Source organism: Bacillus cereus group sp. Bc031 (assembly GCF_027716265.1).
GTDB lineage: Bacteria > Bacillota > Bacilli > Bacillales > Bacillaceae_G > Bacillus_A > Bacillus_A paranthracis.
Window position 1 is genome coordinate 1 of sequence record NZ_JAQFUL010000093.1, and the last position, 18,173, is coordinate 18,173.

Sequence of the window (18,173 nt, forward strand, 5' to 3'; positions counted from 1 at the left end):
GAAGAAAATGAAGTGTTTTCTATTATCATGCGCCCATAGCTCAGTCGGATAGAGCGGTGGTTTCCGGTACCACGTCTGCCGGGGGTTCGAATCCCTCTGGGCGCGTCAAAAAGTCCTAACTTACGTTTTGTAGGTTAGGACTTTTTTTATTTCCCTCTTGTTATATCTGATAATAATATTTACTATTAGTACTTGGTTATAATTTAATTCCGTTATTATTTTCTTTCAATATTATTCAAATTTCGGTTGTAAGTTGTAAATCTCATTAATACATATAAATTAATAATATTTTGGAATGGGTGTCTGTGATAGCATTCTCCTTTTACCAAACTTATTGTACAATAGAAACAAGGGGGAGATTAGTTTGAAGGCAAGTCTTTTACAAGAACAAAGCTTACGTTTGGCAATGACACAAGAGTTAAGGCAAGCGATTACAATGCTCCAGTATAATGTACAAGAATTATCGGAGTTTTTGTATGAGCAATCGTTAGAGAATCCCCTTATTGAGTTAGGTGGTTTTGAGAGGGAGAAGAAAAAGAGCTCTAACACAAGTAAAAGTACCAGCAAACAAGTCGAGAATCAGATGGAAATCTACAGTGTGGATTCTACAACGATTCAGCAACATTTATTAAATCAAATACAGTATTATAAAATAGAGGAAGAAGAGCGAAAAGTAGCTTCTTTCATTATTATGAACATGGATGGAAATGGGTATTTACAAGAAACGAATGAAGAGTTAGCAAATCTTCTTTCCGTACCACTTCATGTAGTCGACCGCTCTGTAGAGCTTGTCCAATCACTGGAGCCAGCAGGGGTAGGAGCGCGTAATATTCAGGAATGTCTAACCTTACAATTGAAGCGCTTACAAAGGCGGAATGGATTAGCAGAAGAGGTTGTAGAAGACCATTTCGCTTATTTCGTGAAGAAAGATTGGCGAAAGCTCGTTCAAGTGTTGAAGTGTAGTAATGAGGAATTGCAATCGGCGGTGAACTGTATTACGTCATTACAGCCGAAACCAGGTCTTGCGTTTTCTTCTGATAAACCACTTTATATTGTGCCTGATATGGCGGTGAAAAAAGATGGTGATCGTCTCGTTTTACAAATGAATGAGAGAAATATGCCGAGAATTGAAATTCATTCTGAATATAGTGCGCTTCTTAATAATAGTGAAAGTGAAGTAGCATCTTACGTTTCAGAAAAGTATCAGCATGTGCAGTGGATTATGCGTAGTTTGAAACAGAGAAAACAAACGCTTTTGCAAGTAATGACCATTATTATGGAAAAACAACGTGATTTCTTCTGGAAAGGTCCGGAGTATTTAAAGCCACTTGCTTTAAAAGAAGTAGCTGAAGAGTTAAGTGTGCATGAATCGACAATTAGTCGCGCAACGCGAAATAAATATGTGCAAACACCACACGGTTTATTTGAGATGAAATCGTTCTTTAGTAATGCCGTTTCGACTACTGAAGATGAAGCAGTCTCTACAAAGCGTGTAAAACAATTTATTCAAACGCTTGTTGAGGCAGAGAATAAGAAAAAGCCACTTTCAGATCAAAAGATTTCAAAATTGTTAGAAGAAGAGCATGAAATCGTTATTTCTCGAAGAACAGTGGCGAAGTATAGAGAGCAAATGCACATCCCAGCGTCGTCATTACGAAAAACGATCGGATAGGTGAAGAAGATGAAAGTTGTACTGTATACAAAAAATGATTGTGGCCTTTGCGTGAAGGCGAAACAAGTTTTACAGGAAGTACAATGTGAATATTCTTTTCAAATTGAGGAAATAGATATATATGAAGATAATGACCTTTTAGAAAAATATCATCTAATGATTCCGGTTGTAGAAATAGACGGAAAACAAGTAGAATATGGTAACATTCACAAAGGTGTCATAATAAACTATATAAAGAATGCAGTTAAGAGTTGAATAAGTTTCTATCTCCTGTTACAATAATACACGTAGCAGGGATTATTTTTTTAACCTATGTGGGACACAAAATGTCACTACGGGACGTAAAGTGACCATGAGGGAAAATGAACCGATGTAGTGAGGAGAAAAGATATGCGCTCATGGATTCAGAACACAAAAAAATTATTACCTGATCTGCTACCTGTTATGCAAACGAGAATGCAAATTCTTCAATACATTAGGCTTATGCAGCCGATTGGAAGAAGAAATTTATCAGCAAGTCTCGGTATGACAGAACGAGTATTGCGAAGTGAAGTTCAAGTTTTGAAAGAACAAAACTTAGTTCACGTCGCTTCTTCTGGAATGACTTTGACAGAAGAAGGAACAGCTTTAGTTCTTGCTTTGGAAGACTTTATGAAAGAAATTTCCGGGTTAAAGGTTTTAGAAAAGCAACTTAAGGAAACATTAGACTTGGATGAAGTTTTCGTTGTCCCTGGTGATAGTGATGAATCGCCTTGGGTCAAACTGGAGATGGGCCGTGCTTGTGTGACTTGTATAAAAGACCGTCTGACAGCGAATAATATCGTTGCTGTGGCTGGAGGAACTACGCTAGCTGCTGTTGCGGACATGATGCAGCTTGATTGCAAAGATTTACATATGCTATTTGTCCCAGCACGTGGTGGAATTGGAGAAGGCGTCGAGTTAGAAGCCAATACTATTTGTGCCAAGATGGCGCAAAATACGATGAGTAATTATCGCTTATTGTATGTTCCAGACCATGTTAGCAGCGAAGCATATGCGTCTATTGTGACAGAGCCTTCCGTGAAAGAAGTTCTTGAGTTGATTCGATCTTCCAATATCGTCATTCATGGAATAGGTGATGCATTAACAATGGCACGTCGCAGAAATACTTCAGAAGCAGATTGGTTAAAGATTCAGGCAAGCGAAGCAGTTGGCGAAGCTTTCGGTTACTACTTTAATGAACAAGGAAATGTTGTTCATAAAGTAAGAACAGTTGGTATGCAACTAGAGGATTTACAAAATGTATCTCACGTTGTTGCAGTCGCTGGAGGTTCTTCAAAGGCAAAGGCAATACAGGCTGTAATTAAACAAGGGCACACTTCAATTCTAATTACAGATGAAGGTGTAGCAAAACAGTTAACAAAGGGTATTACCCTTTAATATAATCCCCCAAGGAGGAAATTCAAATGACTAAAATTGGTATTAATGGATTTGGACGTATCGGACGTAACGTATTCCGCGCAGCACTTAACAACCCAGAGGTAGAAGTAGTAGCAATCAACGACTTAACAGATGCTAAAACTTTAGCTCACCTTTTAAAATATGACACAGTTCACGGAACTTTAAACGCAGAAGTATCTGCTAACGAAAGCAGCATCGTTGTTAACGGTAAAGAAATTAAAGTTATCGCTGAGCGTGACCCAGCACAATTACCATGGAGCGACTACGGAGTAGAAATCGTAGTAGAATCTACTGGCCGTTTCACTAAAAAAGCAGACGCTGAAAAACACTTAGGTGGATCAGTTAAAAAAGTTATCATCTCAGCTCCAGCTTCTGACGAAGATATCACTGTAGTTATGGGTGTTAACCACGAACAATACGATGCAGCTAGCCACAACGTAGTATCTAACGCTTCTTGTACTACAAACTGCTTAGCTCCATTCGCTAAAGTATTAAACGAAAAATTCGGCGTAAAACGCGGAATGATGACAACAATTCACTCTTACACTAACGACCAACAAATCTTAGACTTACCACACAAAGATTTACGTCGTGCTCGTGCAGCAGCTGAAAACATGATCCCAACATCTACTGGTGCAGCTAAAGCAGTAGCATTAGTATTACCAGAACTTAAAGGTAAATTAAACGGTGGCGCTGTACGTGTTCCAACTGCTAACGTTTCTCTAGTTGACCTAGTTGTTGAACTTGACAAAGAAGTAACAGTTGAAGAAGTAAATGCAGCATTCAAAGCAGCAGCTGAAGGCGAATTAAAAGGTATCCTTGGATACAGCGAAGAGCCATTAGTATCTATCGACTATAACGGATGTACAGCTTCTTCTACAATCGATGCATTATCTACAATGGTAATGGAAGGTAACATGGTTAAAGTACTTTCTTGGTACGATAACGAAACTGGTTACTCTAACCGCGTAGTAGACCTAGCAGCTTACATGACTTCAAAAGGTCTTTAATTCTTAATTATATAAGTTATCAATGACAAAACGAGGGAGAGGGTTTGTTCCCTCTCTCTCTTCTTTCGTTTTAAAAGCAAATGTGTTAAGCTTTTGAGTGGGTTTTGTCAATCCTAACTAGTAGTCGGAGGGAAATCCAATGAACAAAAAATCAATTCGTGACGTAGATTTAAAAGGTAAGCGTGTATTTTGCCGCGTTGACTTCAACGTACCTATGAAAGAAGGCAAAATTACAGATGAAACTCGTATCCGTGCAGCTCTTCCTACAATTCAATATTTAGTAGAGCAAGGTGCGAAAGTTATTTTAGCAAGCCACTTAGGCCGTCCAAAAGGTCAAGTAGTAGAAGAATTACGTCTTACTCCAGTAGCAGCACGTTTAGGCGAGCTTCTTGGTAAAGATGTTAAAAAAGCAGACGAAGCATTCGGACCAGTTGCACAAGAAATGGTTGCAGCAATGAACGAAGGCGACGTATTAGTTCTTGAAAACGTACGTTTCTATGCGGGCGAAGAAAAGAACGATGCAGAACTTGCGAAAGAATTTGCAGCTCTTGCTGACATCTTCGTAAACGATGCATTCGGTGCAGCTCACCGTGCTCACGCTTCTACAGCAGGTATCGCGGACTACCTACCAGCAGTATCTGGTTTACTAATGGAAAAAGAGTTAGATGTTCTTGGAAAAGCACTTTCTAACCCAGATCGTCCATTCACAGCTATCATCGGTGGGGCGAAAGTAAAAGATAAAATCGGTGTAATTCGTCATCTATTAGACAAAGTAGATAACTTAATCATCGGTGGCGGACTTGCTTACACATTCGTTAAAGCTTTAGGTCATGAAATTGGTCTATCTCTATGTGAAGACGACAAGATCGAACTAGCAAAAGAATTTATGCAACTTGCAAAAGAAAAAGGCGTAAACTTCTACATGCCAGTTGATGTTGTAATCACTGAGGAATTCTCTGAAACTGCAACAACTAAAATCGTTGGTATCGACTCTATCCCTTCTAACTGGGAAGGCGTGGACATCGGTCCTAAAACACGTGAAATTTATGCAGATGTAATTAAAAACTCTAAGCTTGTTGTATGGAATGGACCAATGGGTGTATTCGAAATGACTCCATTCTCACAAGGTACAAAAGCAGTAGGACAAGCATTAGCAGATGCAGAAGGTACATACTCTGTTATCGGCGGTGGTGACTCTGCAGCAGCTGTTGAAAAATTCGGTATGGCTGATAAAATGAGCCACATTTCTACTGGCGGCGGTGCGTCATTAGAATTCATGGAAGGTAAAGAGCTTCCAGGTGTAGTTTGTCTTAACGACAAATAAGTAGCAGCCAAAGAAAAAGGACGGTGCAAAGCATGCGTAAACCAATTATCGCAGGTAACTGGAAAATGAATAAAACTCTATCTGAAGCAGTTAGCTTCGTAGAGGAAGTTAAAGGTCAAATCCCAGCAGCTTCAGCTGTTGATGCAGTAGTTTGCTCTCCAGCTCTATTCTTAGAGCGCCTTGTAGCAGCGACTGAAGGAACTGATTTACAAGTAGGTGCACAAAACATGCACTTCGAAAAAAATGGTGCATTCACTGGCGAAATTAGCCCAGTAGCACTTAGCGACTTAAAAGTTGGCTATGTAGTACTTGGCCACTCTGAGCGTCGTGAAATGTTTGCTGAAACAGATGAGTCAGTAAACAAAAAGACTATCGCAGCATTTGAACATGGTTTAACACCAATCGTATGTTGTGGTGAGACTTTAGAAGAGCGCGAAAGCGGAAAAACATTTGATCTAGTAGCAGGTCAAGTGACAAAAGCACTTGCAGGTTTAACTGAAGAGCAAGTTAAAGCAACTGTTATCGCTTATGAGCCAATCTGGGCTATCGGTACAGGTAAATCTTCTTCTTCTGCAGATGCAAACGAAGTATGTGCGCACATCCGTAAAGTTGTTGCAGAAGCTGTTTCTCCAGCTGCTGCAGAAGCTGTTCGTATTCAATACGGCGGTAGCGTAAAACCAGAAAACATTAAAGAGTACATGGCACAATCTGACATCGACGGCGCTTTAGTTGGCGGTGCTAGCTTAGAGCCTGCTTCGTTCTTAGGTCTTCTGGAGGCGGTAAAATGAGAAAGCCAACAGCTCTAATTATTCTTGACGGTTTCGGACTTCGTGAAGAAACTTACGGGAATGCTGTAGCACAAGCTAAGAAACCTAATTTTGATGGTTACTGGAACAAATTCCCTCACACAACGCTTACAGCTTGTGGCGAGGCAGTAGGTCTTCCAGAAGGTCAAATGGGTAACTCTGAGGTTGGTCACTTAAATATCGGTGCTGGCCGCATTGTATATCAAAGCTTAACACGCGTAAACGTTGCAATTCGTGAAGGTGAGTTTGATAAGAACGAAACGTTCCAAAGTGCAATTAAAAGCGTAAAAGAAAAAGGTACTGCACTTCATTTATTCGGTTTACTTTCTGACGGTGGTGTGCACAGTCACATGAACCACATGTTTGCTCTTCTTCGCTTAGCAGCTAAAGAAGGCGTTGAGAAAGTATACATTCATGCATTCTTAGATGGCCGCGATGTTGGACCAAAAACAGCACAAAGCTATATCGATGCAACAAATGAAGTAATTAAAGAAACAGGAGTAGGACAATTCGCGACTATCTCTGGTCGTTATTACTCCATGGACCGTGACAAGCGTTGGGATCGCGTAGAAAAATGTTACCGTGCTATGGTGAATGGTGAAGGACCTACTTATAAATCAGCAGAAGAGTGTGTAGAAGACTCTTATGCAAATGGTATCTACGATGAATTCGTATTGCCGTCTGTAATTGTTAACGAAGATAACACGCCAGTTGCAACAATCAATGATGATGATGCAGTTATCTTCTATAACTTCCGTCCAGACCGTGCAATTCAAATTGCTCGTGTATTTACAAACGAAGACTTCCGTGAGTTCGATCGTGGTGAAAAAGTACCTCACATTCCAGAATTCGTATGTATGACACACTTTAGTGAAACAGTAGATGGTTACGTGGCATTCAAGCCAATGAACCTTGATAACACTTTAGGTGAAGTTGTTGCGCAAGCGGGATTAAAGCAACTTCGCATCGCGGAAACTGAAAAGTATCCGCACGTTACATTCTTCTTTAGCGGTGGTCGTGAGGCTGAATTCCCAGGAGAAGAGCGTATCTTAATTAACTCACCGAAGGTTGCAACGTATGACTTGAAACCTGAAATGAGCATTTACGAAGTAACGGACGCTTTAGTAAATGAAATCGAAAATGATAAACATGATGTTATCATTCTTAACTTTGCGAACTGTGATATGGTTGGCCATTCTGGGATGATGGAACCAACAATTAAAGCAGTAGAAGCAACTGACGAATGTTTAGGAAAAGTTGTAGAAGCGATTCTTGCAAAAGATGGTGTAGCACTTATTACTGCTGACCATGGTAATGCTGACGAAGAATTAACTTCTGACGGAGAGCCAATGACAGCTCATACAACTAACCCGGTTCCTTTCATTGTTACTAAGAACGACGTAGAATTACGTGAAGGTGGTATCTTAGGTGATATCGCTCCAACTATGCTTACACTTCTTGGTGTTGAGCAACCGAAAGAAATGACAGGTAAAACAATTATTAAATAATTTGCTTATATAAAAAGGAGAGAATTTATTATGTCAACAATTATTGATGTTTATGCTCGCGAAGTCCTTGACTCTCGTGGTAACCCAACTGTAGAAGTAGAAGTTTACACAGAAAGCGGCGCTTTCGGACGCGCTATCGTACCAAGTGGTGCATCTACTGGTGAACACGAAGCAGTAGAATTACGTGACGGTGACAAATCTCGTTACCTTGGTAAAGGTGTTGTTAACGCAGTAAACAACGTTAACGAAATTATCGCTCCAGAAATCGTTGGTTTCGACGTAACTGACCAAGCTGGTATCGACCGTGCTATGATCGAATTAGATGGCACTCCAAACAAAGGTAAACTAGGCGCTAACGCTATCCTTGGTGTATCTATGGCAGTAGCTCACGCAGCAGCTGACTTCGTAGGTCTTCCATTATACCGTTACCTTGGTGGATTCAATGCAAAACAATTACCAACTCCAATGATGAACATCATCAACGGTGGTTCTCACGCTGATAACAACGTAGACTTCCAAGAGTTCATGATCTTACCAGTTGGTGCTCCAACATTCAAAGAATCAATCCGTATGGGTGCTGAAGTATTCCATGCACTTAAAGCTGTATTACATGACAAAGGTCTTAACACTGCAGTAGGTGACGAAGGTGGATTCGCTCCAAACCTTGGTTCTAACCGTGAAGCATTAGAAGTAATCATCGAAGCTATCGAAAAAGCTGGTTACAAAGCTGGCGAGAACGTATTCTTAGGAATGGACGTTGCTTCTTCTGAGTTCTACAACAAAGAAACTGGTAAATATGACCTTGCAGGCGAAGGCCGTACTGGCTTAACTTCTGCAGAAATGGTTGATTTCTACGAAGAGCTTTGCAAAGACTTCCCAATCATCTCTATCGAAGATGGTTTAGACGAAAACGACTGGGATGGTCACAAATTATTAACTGAGCGTCTTGGAAGCAAAGTACAATTAGTTGGTGACGATTTATTCGTAACTAACACTCAAAAACTTGCTGAAGGTATCGAAAAAGGTATCTCTAACTCAATCTTAATTAAAGTTAACCAAATCGGTACTTTAACTGAGACTTTCGAAGCTATCGAAATGGCTAAACGTGCTGGTTACACAGCAGTTGTATCTCACCGTTCTGGTGAAACTGAAGATGCTACAATCGCTGACATCGCAGTTGCAACTAACGCTGGCCAAATCAAAACTGGTTCTATGAGCCGTACTGACCGTATTGCTAAGTACAACCAATTATTACGCATCGAAGACGAACTAGGCGAAATCGCTGTTTACGATGGTATCAAATCTTTCTACAACATCAAACGATAATTGTAGAAAATAACGACAGACCGTGAGAAATCACGGTCTGTTTTTTTATGCTAAAATTGTTCCCCCGTCATAAGTGACATGAAATGTTTAAAGAAACTGTTATAATCAAAATCAATTGCAATTTGATGACCCGGCCAATCAATAAATGGCTTTTGGTTCACTAAAGAACGAAATTCCCCTATGCTTGCTCCTTGTGCAGAGGATTCTGTCATGACAACGATAGGGGATTTGTGATACGTAAACATAGAGTTATCAAGTAAAGCGAGTATTGGCATTGTGTCATGGAAGGGGCTACCTTTTAAATGTGGTAGAGCATTTTTATAATAGCCGTAGTAATAATGATCGAATAACGGTTTGACGAGTGGGGCTTTTCCTTTTGCTTCAATATATTCAGCCATTTCTGGTGTAATGATGGAATATTGGGTGACGTTTAATGGATAGATGTACATGTTAGGTGAGGATTGAAGGACTATATTAGCGGCAGTAGGGTCACCATAAAAGTTTGCTTCAGAAATAGGGGTGACATTACCAGGATGTAAAAAGGCACCGCCCATTACGTAGTAAGATTTAATTTGTTTCATTAACTGTTTGCACATGATAAATAAAATTGCTAGAGAGGTAAGTCTTCCTAAACTTACAATAATTAATTCATCTTTATACTGTTCAATAAGAGGAATCACTTCAAAGAAATTCTCCATTTCTCCGTTAGTCACATTCCCATTTGGAATAATTGGCCCAAGCCCTTGTTTCCCGTGTACTTCTGTAAAAAAAGCAGGCGGGGCACCAGTAAGAGGGCGTTCTGAACCACCGAATATCTTAATATTTCTATTCCTTGTTTCATTCTTAAGAAAATGAGCATTTTGTACGGCCATCTCTTTTGGAACATTGCCGTAATCAGCAACAATGCCGATGATTTCTATTTCATCGATAAAGAACGCTAAGAGGAGAGCCATCGTATCATCAATGCCAGGATCACAAAAAATAAGAACTTTTTTGGGCATATGTTCACCACCTATCTTGTTTATATATATGTAAGCTTAAGGATAAAAAGATTATTTTATTGAAATAACAACCTTTAAAATTCAGAAAATAAAAACTTCTTATATTAGGTCAAGGTTTTTGACTTAATTTTTGTTTAGAAATGTAGTCATATCAAGGTTGTAAGCGTATAACATAGGCGTTTTTTGCTGTCAAGTTGATAAATTGCAGCTTTTTACAATTTATACTATGATAAAGATATTAACAGAAGATCGTATAAACAAGAGGGATGATGAACATGAAATTTACAAAGATTCTTGTCCAAATTGCTGCTCTTTACGTTTTTTATATGGTTGGAACTTGGGTACAAGAAATGTTAAATATTCCGATCCCAGGAAGTTTGATTGGAATGTTCCTCTTACTTGTTTTACTTAGCCTAAAAGTTCTTCCAGTGAAATGGTTCGATTTAGGAGCAGAGACACTCGTTGCTATTATGCCGTTTTTATTAATTCCGCCAACGCTTGGCCTAATGAATTACGGTGCTTTTTTTATGAGTAAAGGAATTTCTCTTTTCATTACAGTTGTAGCGAGTACATTTTTAATCATTATTGTCGCAGGACATACAGGACAATATCTTGCGAATAGAAAGGAAAGAGAGTCGCGATGAGTCAAATATTAATCGGGATCGGTTGGGTTCTTTTTACGGTGCTATTATATCAATTATCTAAAAAAATCTATAAATTATTTCCAACACCATTCACCATTCCAATGCTTGTAGCAACAGGATTAATGGCTTTCCTATTTATCGTGCTTGATATACCGTATCAACATTATATGGAAAGTGGTGGTGGCTGGATTGCAAAGCTACTTGGACCCGGTGTTGTAGCATTTGCAATTCCTCTTTATAAACAACGCCACGTTCTTCAAAAATATGTTGTACCGATTGCCGGTGGTGTACTAGTAGGTACAACAGTTGCCATTGCAAGTGATTTTGCTATTGCGTCACTTATGGGAACAGATAAAAGCTTAATTTTATCTTCTTTACCAAAATCAGTGACAATGCCAGTTGCGATGAGTGTTTCAGAGCAAGTTGGTGGTGTACCGTCATTAACAGCAGCTTTCGTTGTTATTGCAGGTATTACTGGAACGATTACCGGCCCGCTTTTATTAAAATGGAGCCGCGTTACAAACTCAGTTGGTAAAGGTATCGGATTTGGATGTGCTTCTCATATTATGGGCGTGATGAGAGCGATGAAAAATAATGAACATGAAGGTGTTATTGGATCGGTAACAATGACATTAACAGCCATTTTAACATGTTTGCTCGGACCGTTATTTGCAATGATGTTTATGTAAGGGAAGAAAAGCGAGAGCGCCCCTATAGCTCTCGCTTTTCTATAGAATTTATGCTACAGTTACAATAACTGAATCTTTGTAGGAGGTACGCCAAGTGCATACGTTATTATCCGTTTTACTTATTATTGTATCGATTTTAATGATTGTTATGGTACTTATGCAGTCTAGTAATAGCTCAGGCCTTTCAGGTGCAATTTCAGGCGGTGCAGAGCAATTATTTGGTAAGCAAAAAGCACGTGGAATTGAAGCGGTATTAAACCGTATTACAATTGTTTTAGCTGTATTGTTCTTCGCATTAACAATTGGTGTTACGTACTTAAACTTATAGAATTGAAAGAAGAAGCGTTAGTAGGATGTACTAATGGTTCTTCTTTTTTTGTTTTGCCATTTGAAAGATGTTTCTAATTAGATTATAGAAATATAAATATGGTACACTAGATATAGAAAGAATACGACTAGATTACAGAAGAGAAAGAGGAGAAGTACATGATGAAATTAGCATCTCCGAAACCATTTACATTTGAGGGTGGAGACCGCGCTGTTTTATTACTACATGGATTCACAGGAAACTCAGCTGATGTACGTATGTTAGGGCGTTTCTTAGAAAAGAAAGGCTACACTTGTCATGCCCCAATTTATAAAGGGCACGGTGTACCACCAGAAGAGCTTGTTCATACAGGTCCTGAAGATTGGTGGCAAGATGTAACGGAGGCATATCAGCTTTTAAAAGATAAAGGTTTTGAGAAAATTGCTGTCGTTGGATTGTCACTTGGCGGCGTATTTTCTCTAAAATTAGGTTATACAGTACCGGTTTTAGGTGTAGTGCCAATGTGTGCACCGATGTATATTAAGAGTGAAGAAACGATGTACCAAGGTATATTGGCATATGCCCGCGAATATAAAAAGCGTGAGCAAAAATCACCAGAGCAAATCGAACAAGAAATGTTGGAATTCCAAAAGACACCGATGAATACATTAAAAGCATTACAACAATTAATTGCTGACGTACGTAACAATGTGGACATGATTTATGCCCCAACATTTGTTGTACAAGCGCGTCATGATGAAATGATTAATACAGATAGTGCGAACATTATTTATAACGGTGTAGAATCAACGTTAAAAGACATTAAATGGTATGAAGACTCTACGCATGTCATTACACTTGATAAACAGCGTGACGAGCTACATGAGGATGTATATAACTTCTTGGAGCAACTAGATTGGTAAGATCTAGTTGCCTCTTTTTTTCATAAGGAATTTTTTGTGAAAACTGTAAAAATCATAAGGGGAGTATTGAAGTTTCGCTTTATACATCCTCTATCTTTCGGATACACTAAATAATATAAGGTTTTAAAGGAGGTATTTTTGCTTGGAAGAAATCATACAAGAACATATTGATAAGTTGTTATTATTTATGAGAGAAGAAGCGTATAAACCGCTAACGATACAAGAGTTAGAAGAGGCATTTGGGATTGAAGGTTCTGAGGGCTTTAAAGATTTCGTAAAAGCACTTGTAACGATGGAAGAAAAGGGACTTGTTATTCGTACTCGTAGCAACCGTTACGGTCTTCCTGAAAAGATGAATTTAATACGTGGTAAGTTAATTGGACATGCGCGTGGTTTTGCATTTGTTGTACCAGACGAGAAGAAAACAGGAGACGATGATCTTTTCATCCCGCCTACAGAATTAAACGGTGCACTTCACGGCGATACAGTATTAGCACGCCTTAGTTCCCAATCGAGTGGTTCGCGTCAAGAAGGTTCCATTGTACGCATTTTAGAACGCGGAACGAAAGAATTAGTTGGTACATATACAGAATCGAAAAACTTTGGATTTGTTATACCTGATAATAAACGCTGGACAAGTGACATTTTCGTATTGAAAAGCGCATCAATGGGTGCTGTAGAAGGTCATAAAGTAGTTGTGAAAATTACGAGCTATCCAGAGAATCGTTTAAGTGCAGAAGGTGAAGTTGTTCAAATTCTAGGTCATAAAAATGACCCAGGAGTAGATATTTTATCTGTTATTCATAAACATCATTTACCTTTAGCGTTCCCTGAAGAAGTGATGGAACACGCAAACAGTGTACCAGAAACGATTTCAGAGGAAGATTTAAAAGATCGCCGTGACCTGCGTGACCAAATGATCGTAACGATTGACGGTGCAGACGCGAAAGATTTAGATGACGCTGTTACAGTAACGAAGCTTGAGAACGGTAACTATAAGCTTGGCGTTCACATTGCGGATGTAAGCCATTATGTTCAAGAAGGTTCTCCAATTGATGTAGAAGCAGCAGAAAGAGCGACGAGTGTGTATCTTGTTGACCGTGTAATCCCGATGATTCCGCATCGTCTATCTAACGGTATTTGTTCATTAAATCCGAAAGTAGACCGTCTGACGTTATCTTGTGAAATGGAAATCAATAATTTAGGTGACGTTGTTAAACACGAGATTTTCCAAAGTGTAATTAAAACGACAGAGCGTATGACGTATGCTGACGTAAGAAGCATTTTAGAAGATGAGGACGAAGAATTAATTAAACGCTATGAGCCGCTCGTACCGATGTTTAAAGAGATGGGCCAATTGGCACAAATTTTACGTGAAAAACGTATGCGCCGCGGGGCAATCGACTTTGACTTTAAAGAAGCGAAAGTATTAGTAGATGAAGAAGGAAAACCGACAGACGTTGTTATGCGTGATCGTTCTGTATCAGAGAAGTTAATTGAAGAATTTATGCTTGTTGCAAACGAAACAGTAGCAGAGCATTTCCACTGGATGAACGTACCATTCATGTACCGTGTCCATGAAGATCCGAAAGAAGATAAGCTAGAGCGTTTCTTTGAGTTTGTAACGAACTTTGGATATGCAGTAAAAGGACGTGCAAATGAAGTACATCCTCGTGCGCTGCAACAAATTCTTGAAATGGTTCAAGGGCAGCCTGAAGAAGTAGTCATTTCAACAGTTATGCTTCGTTCTATGAAGCAAGCGCGTTACGATGCAGAAAGTTTAGGTCACTTTGGTTTATCAACTGAGTTCTACACACATTTCACATCACCAATTCGTCGTTACCCAGATACGATTGTTCATCGATTAATTCGTGAATACATCATTAACGGTAAAGTCGACAATGAAACACAAGCAAAATGGCGTGAAAAATTACCTGAGATTGCAGAGCACTCTTCTAATATGGAGCGTCGTGCAGTTGAAGCAGAACGTGAAACAGACGAGCTGAAAAAAGCAGAATATATGCTTGATAAGATCGGCGAAGAGTATGACGGTATGATTAGCTCTGTAACAAACTTCGGTTTATTCGTAGAGCTTCCAAATACAATTGAAGGTCTTGTACACGTTAGCTACTTAACGGATGATTACTATCGTTATGATGAGCAGCACTTCGCAATGATTGGAGAACGTACAGGTAACGTATTCCGCATCGGTGACGAAATTACAATTCGCGTTATTAACGTAAACAAAGACGAGCGAGCAATCGACTTTGAAATCGTTGGCATGAAAGGTACGCCTCGTCGTAAGTTCAAAGATCGTCCAGTCGTGATTGAACAGCCAAGAACAGGCAGAAAGAAACGCGGCGGACGTAGCGAACGCAGTAATGAGCGCGGCGGAGAACGTGGCACAGGTAGAAAATTTGACCGTGGTGGCAAAGGTAAAGGAAGAGGATCTGCATCCGCGTCCGCTAGCCAACCAGGGAAAAAAGATGGTAACGGCAAGAAGAAAAAAGCATTCTTCGAAAACGTACCAGGATTCAAGAAGAAGAAGAAAAAGCGTAAGTAAGAAAAGGATGGCTTCGCTTTGATAAAAAGCGGGGCTTTTTCTTTTTTCTTAGTGGCTGGAGAACGAGCCACTTTCGCTTTTTATGGAATCCAGCTACAGTGGCTAGAATGTTCGGCGGCTTCGCTTCTTCTCTAGAGGCAAAGAACGCCTCAAGGTCAGAAGCTCCATCCACCTCACATTCTGAACGAGCCACTTCCGCTTTTTGTATAATCCAGCTACAGTGGCTAGAATCTGTTGGCCATTTCACTCCCTCGGACGAAGCAAAAAGCGCTTCTCTGTCGGGAGTTCCAATGTCCAAAGATTCTCAGCGAGCCACTTTCGCTTTTTGTTTACATTTGTTACAATAGTAAAAATAGAGGAGGGACGTTATATGCCAAAAGGTTCAGGTAAGGTTATTGCACAAAATAAAAAAGCTTTTCATGATTATTTCATCGAAGAAACATACGAAGCAGGGCTTGTCCTTCAAGGAACGGAAATTAAGTCAATTCGCGCTGGACGAGTGAACTTGAAAGATGCGTTTGCACGTGTACATAATGGTGAAGTATGGGTTCATAATATGCATATTAGTACGTACGAACAAGGAAATCGTTTCAACCACGATCCGCTTCGTACGAGAAAGTTACTTCTGCATAAAAAAGAAATTGATAAATTAGCAGGAGCTGCAAAAGAAACGGGTTACGCACTAGTTCCACTTAGAATCTATTTGAAAAATGGATTTGCGAAAATGGCACTTGGTTTAGCAAAAGGTAAGAAACAATATGATAAGCGTCACGATTTAAAAGAGAAAGAAGCAAAACGTGAAATTGCACGCGCGTTCCGTGATCGTCAAAAGATGTAATACAGATATTTACATTTGTAAAACGGCGCGCGTATGTTATAATAACTTATGTAAGGTTGTTGCACATTGAAAAACAGCTCTTAGTAGCTATCACGAAATTTTCTTCGTATGCTCCATTTTTATCATGGGGACGTTACGGATTCGACAGGGATAGTTCGAGCTTAGGTTGCGAGTCGAGGGGATCGGCCTCGTTAAAACGTCAAAGCCTATAATTGGCAAACAAAACAATCTTTCTTTAGCTGCTTAATTGCACTAAAGGTTCCTCCCTCCATCGTCCATGTGGTAGGGTAAGGGACTCAAACTAAGTGGACTACGCCGGAGTTCGCCGTCTGAGGACAAAGGAAGAGAACAACCAGACTAGCAACTTGGAAGCCTGTCGATAGGCTGAAGAGTTCGCGAAATGCTAATATATCGACTACACTCGTAGAAGCTTAAGTGCCGATATTTTTGGACGTGGGTTCGACTCCCACCGTCTCCACCAATACATATTTGGTGGTTTTTTATTTTGTTGGGATTTGAACCATAACTTTGCCATTTTGGCAAGGTTATGGTTCTTTTTATTTGCGGCAAAGTTATGCTTCCTTTAATAAGGAATATATTATGATTAGTTATTGACAAGATGATTAGATAAAAAATGAAAATTAGGGCATACAAGAGTGATTTATTTGCGTAGTAATCAGTGGGGAAGGCTACGCTAACTAAAGAATTACTTTATGAGGAATAATTATATTTAAATCGAGTATTGAAAGTGCTAATGATTTTTAAGTGAAAATAAAATAGAAAAATCTACTATTATGGTAAAATAGTAGTAATGTATAAATTTAGAAAAGGGGATAAATAAGTGACGTATCAATCAGAAGCACAACTCGAAAAAAATATGATTGAACAATTGGTTCATCAAGGATATAAGCCGATAACAATCAACAATTATGATGCACTAATACATAATTTTAGAAATCAGTTAAATAACTTTAATAAAAAAAAGTTAGATGGACATCCTCTAACTGATTCGGAGTTTAGTCGTTTTTTGACACAAATTGATGGGAAAAGTATTTTTGAAACCGCCAAAATATTACGTGACAAGCAAGTTTTTCAACGTGATGATGGAACAGAAATTTATTTAGAGCTTTTTAACAAGCGTGAATGGTGTAAAAATTTTTTCCAAGTCACCCATCAGACAACGGTAGAAGGGAAGTACAAGAATCGTTATGATGTCACAATTTTAATTAATGGATTGCCTGTTATACAGGTTGAATTAAAACGAAGAGGTTTAGATTTCAAAGAAGCATTTAATCAGATTCAAAGGTACCGGAAGCATTCATTCCGTGGATTATACCGTTTTTTACAATTATTTGTTGTTAGTAACGGTGTAGATACGAAGTATTTTGCCAATTCTGATGGTGATATGTTATTTGGATATACTTTTTACTGGTCTGATGCAGAAAATAATCGAATCACAACATTAAATGAGTTTACAGAAAGCTTTTTAGAAAAGTGTCATATGGCTAAAATGATTGCTCGTTATATGATTTTAAATGATACCGAAAAGAAATTAATGGTTATGAGGCCTTATCAAGTTTTCGCGGTAGAATCCTTATTAAAACGCGCATTAGAGACTAAGAATAACGGTTATATATGGCATACCACTGGGAGTGGGAAAACGTTAACTTCTTTTAAAGCGAGTCAACTATTATCGAATGAGCCAAGTATAAAAAAAGTTTTCTTCCTTGTTGATCGTAAAGATCTAGATAGTCAAACCTCTGAGGAATTTAATAAGTTTGAGCCTGATTCTGTTGATGAAACAGATAAAACAGATAACCTTGTACAACAAATTGCGGATATGACGAAACCACTCATCTTGACAACAATTCAAAAGATGGCCAATGCTGTGAAGAATAAAAAGTATGAGGAGGTTATGGCACAGTATAGAAATGAGCGCGTTATTTTTATTATTGATGAGTGTCATCGTAGTCAATTCGGAGATATGCATAAAGAAATATCAAAGCACTTTCAACAAGCTCAATATTTTGGATTTACTGGTACACCCCCATGCCCATCAACTTAAGAATTTTCACTACCCCCAAGTGACAAAAAACGTTATTCTTTCTAAAAAGCTAGCTAG

At 39.0% G+C, this 18,173-nt stretch carries 16 protein-coding genes, 1 tRNA gene, 1 other RNA gene and 1 pseudogene; 17 read left to right on the forward strand and 2 right to left on the reverse strand.

What is annotated here, in order from left to right:
* Positions 1-29: 29 nt before the first annotated feature.
* The 9 genes from PDQ33_RS24460 (at position 30) to eno (ending at position 9,086) form a co-directional block, all read left to right on the forward strand.
* Positions 30-105 (forward strand) — tRNA-Arg (locus PDQ33_RS24460).
* A 259-nt stretch (positions 106-364) separates the two neighbouring features.
* A complete protein-coding gene (gene rpoN, locus PDQ33_RS24465) occupies positions 365-1,672 on the forward strand; it encodes an RNA polymerase factor sigma-54 (protein ID WP_000647985.1) in 1,308 nt (435 codons plus the stop codon).
* Positions 1,673-1,681: 9 nt separating this feature from the next.
* Positions 1,682-1,927 (forward strand): glutaredoxin family protein, encoded by a 246-nt coding sequence (locus tag PDQ33_RS24470; RefSeq protein WP_000869738.1) that lies wholly within the window; start codon positions 1,682-1,684, stop codon positions 1,925-1,927.
* A 135-nt stretch (positions 1,928-2,062) separates the two neighbouring features.
* Positions 2,063-3,091: a gapA transcriptional regulator CggR gene (gene cggR / locus PDQ33_RS24475; protein ID WP_061131798.1), complete on the forward strand. Its 1,029-nt coding sequence runs from the start codon at positions 2,063-2,065 to the stop codon at positions 3,089-3,091.
* Between the two features lie 26 nt (positions 3,092-3,117).
* The gene (gene gap / locus PDQ33_RS24480; protein WP_000161231.1) at positions 3,118-4,122 is read left to right on the forward strand and encodes a type I glyceraldehyde-3-phosphate dehydrogenase; all 1,005 of its coding nucleotides are present in this window, start codon (positions 3,118-3,120) and stop codon (positions 4,120-4,122) included.
* 139 nt (positions 4,123-4,261) lie between these two features.
* The gene (locus tag PDQ33_RS24485) at positions 4,262-5,446 is read left to right on the forward strand and encodes a phosphoglycerate kinase (RefSeq protein ID WP_001036342.1); all 1,185 of its coding nucleotides are present in this window, start codon (positions 4,262-4,264) and stop codon (positions 5,444-5,446) included.
* 32 nt (positions 5,447-5,478) lie between these two features.
* Positions 5,479-6,234 (forward strand): triose-phosphate isomerase, encoded by a 756-nt coding sequence (gene tpiA, locus PDQ33_RS24490; RefSeq protein WP_001231036.1) that lies wholly within the window; start codon positions 5,479-5,481, stop codon positions 6,232-6,234.
* On the forward strand, positions 6,231-7,760 hold the full coding sequence (gene gpmI / locus PDQ33_RS24495) for a 2,3-bisphosphoglycerate-independent phosphoglycerate mutase (RefSeq protein WP_001231150.1): 1,530 nt from the start codon (positions 6,231-6,233) through the stop codon (positions 7,758-7,760). Before tpiA ends, gpmI begins: the two co-directional genes overlap by 4 nt.
* A gap of 30 nt (positions 7,761-7,790) precedes the next feature.
* Positions 7,791-9,086, forward strand: a complete 1,296-nt coding sequence (gene eno / locus PDQ33_RS24500) for a phosphopyruvate hydratase (protein ID WP_000103957.1) — start codon at positions 7,791-7,793, stop codon at positions 9,084-9,086.
* A gap of 50 nt (positions 9,087-9,136) precedes the next feature.
* Here eno and PDQ33_RS24505 read toward each other — a convergent pair whose 3' ends face one another.
* Positions 9,137-10,087, reverse strand: coding sequence for a nucleoside hydrolase (locus tag PDQ33_RS24505; protein ID WP_001125031.1), 951 nt, complete (start codon positions 10,085-10,087; stop codon positions 9,137-9,139).
* 275 nt (positions 10,088-10,362) lie between these two features.
* Here PDQ33_RS24505 and PDQ33_RS24510 point away from each other — a divergent pair, with 275 nt between their 5' ends.
* The 5 genes from PDQ33_RS24510 (at position 10,363) to rnr (ending at position 15,213) form a co-directional block, all read left to right on the forward strand.
* Positions 10,363-10,731: a CidA/LrgA family holin-like protein gene (locus PDQ33_RS24510; RefSeq protein ID WP_000673222.1), complete on the forward strand. Its 369-nt coding sequence runs from the start codon at positions 10,363-10,365 to the stop codon at positions 10,729-10,731.
* Positions 10,728-11,420 carry an LrgB family protein gene (locus PDQ33_RS24515; RefSeq protein WP_000078304.1) on the forward strand — a complete coding sequence of 231 codons (693 nt, stop codon included), beginning with the start codon at positions 10,728-10,730 and terminating at the stop codon, positions 11,418-11,420. The genes PDQ33_RS24510 and PDQ33_RS24515 overlap by 4 nt, the downstream gene beginning before the upstream one ends.
* A gap of 94 nt (positions 11,421-11,514) precedes the next feature.
* A complete protein-coding gene (gene secG / locus PDQ33_RS24520) occupies positions 11,515-11,748 on the forward strand; it encodes a preprotein translocase subunit SecG (RefSeq protein WP_000557262.1) in 234 nt (77 codons plus the stop codon).
* 161 nt (positions 11,749-11,909) lie between these two features.
* On the forward strand, positions 11,910-12,650 hold the full coding sequence (gene estA / locus PDQ33_RS24525; protein ID WP_000761976.1) for a carboxylesterase: 741 nt from the start codon (positions 11,910-11,912) through the stop codon (positions 12,648-12,650).
* Between the two features lie 142 nt (positions 12,651-12,792).
* The gene (rnr, locus tag PDQ33_RS24530; RefSeq protein WP_000391094.1) at positions 12,793-15,213 is read left to right on the forward strand and encodes a ribonuclease R; all 2,421 of its coding nucleotides are present in this window, start codon (positions 12,793-12,795) and stop codon (positions 15,211-15,213) included.
* Here the strand turns inward: rnr and PDQ33_RS24535 are convergent.
* Positions 15,185-15,511, reverse strand: coding sequence for a hypothetical protein (locus PDQ33_RS24535; protein ID WP_061131797.1), 327 nt, complete (start codon positions 15,509-15,511; stop codon positions 15,185-15,187). The two genes, rnr and PDQ33_RS24535, sit on opposite strands and share 29 nt — an antisense overlap.
* 72 nt (positions 15,512-15,583) lie before the next feature.
* Here PDQ33_RS24535 and smpB point away from each other — a divergent pair, with 72 nt between their 5' ends.
* The 3 genes and pseudogenes from smpB to PDQ33_RS24550 all read left to right on the forward strand — a co-directional run.
* Positions 15,584-16,051, forward strand: a complete 468-nt coding sequence (gene smpB, locus PDQ33_RS24540; protein WP_001123902.1) for an SsrA-binding protein — start codon at positions 15,584-15,586, stop codon at positions 16,049-16,051.
* Between the two features lie 126 nt (positions 16,052-16,177).
* Positions 16,178-16,532: a transfer-messenger RNA gene (ssrA, locus tag PDQ33_RS24545) on the forward strand.
* A gap of 360 nt (positions 16,533-16,892) precedes the next feature.
* Positions 16,893-18,098 (forward strand): annotated as a pseudogene (locus tag PDQ33_RS24550) (HsdR family type I site-specific deoxyribonuclease); the annotation flags it as partial.
* Between the last annotated feature and the right edge of the window lie 75 nt (positions 18,099-18,173).

Coding starts and splice junctions, on each gene's coding strand:
- PDQ33_RS24470 (WP_000869738.1), top strand. CDS start 1,682: ATGAAAGTTGTACTGTATACAAAAAATGATTGTGGCCTTTGCGTGAAG.
- gap (WP_000161231.1), top strand. CDS start 3,118: ATGACTAAAATTGGTATTAATGGATTTGGACGTATCGGACGTAACGTA.
- PDQ33_RS24505 (WP_001125031.1), bottom strand. CDS start 10,087: ATGCCCAAAAAAGTTCTTATTTTTTGTGATCCTGGCATTGATGATACG.
- estA (WP_000761976.1), top strand. CDS start 11,910: ATGAAATTAGCATCTCCGAAACCATTTACATTTGAGGGTGGAGACCGC.
- PDQ33_RS24485 (WP_001036342.1), top strand. CDS start 4,262: ATGAACAAAAAATCAATTCGTGACGTAGATTTAAAAGGTAAGCGTGTA.
- gpmI (WP_001231150.1), top strand. CDS start 6,231: ATGAGAAAGCCAACAGCTCTAATTATTCTTGACGGTTTCGGACTTCGT.
- smpB (WP_001123902.1), top strand. CDS start 15,584: ATGCCAAAAGGTTCAGGTAAGGTTATTGCACAAAATAAAAAAGCTTTT.
- cggR (WP_061131798.1), top strand. CDS start 2,063: ATGCGCTCATGGATTCAGAACACAAAAAAATTATTACCTGATCTGCTA.
- eno (WP_000103957.1), top strand. CDS start 7,791: ATGTCAACAATTATTGATGTTTATGCTCGCGAAGTCCTTGACTCTCGT.
- PDQ33_RS24510 (WP_000673222.1), top strand. CDS start 10,363: ATGAAATTTACAAAGATTCTTGTCCAAATTGCTGCTCTTTACGTTTTT.
- tpiA (WP_001231036.1), top strand. CDS start 5,479: ATGCGTAAACCAATTATCGCAGGTAACTGGAAAATGAATAAAACTCTA.
- PDQ33_RS24515 (WP_000078304.1), top strand. CDS start 10,728: ATGAGTCAAATATTAATCGGGATCGGTTGGGTTCTTTTTACGGTGCTA.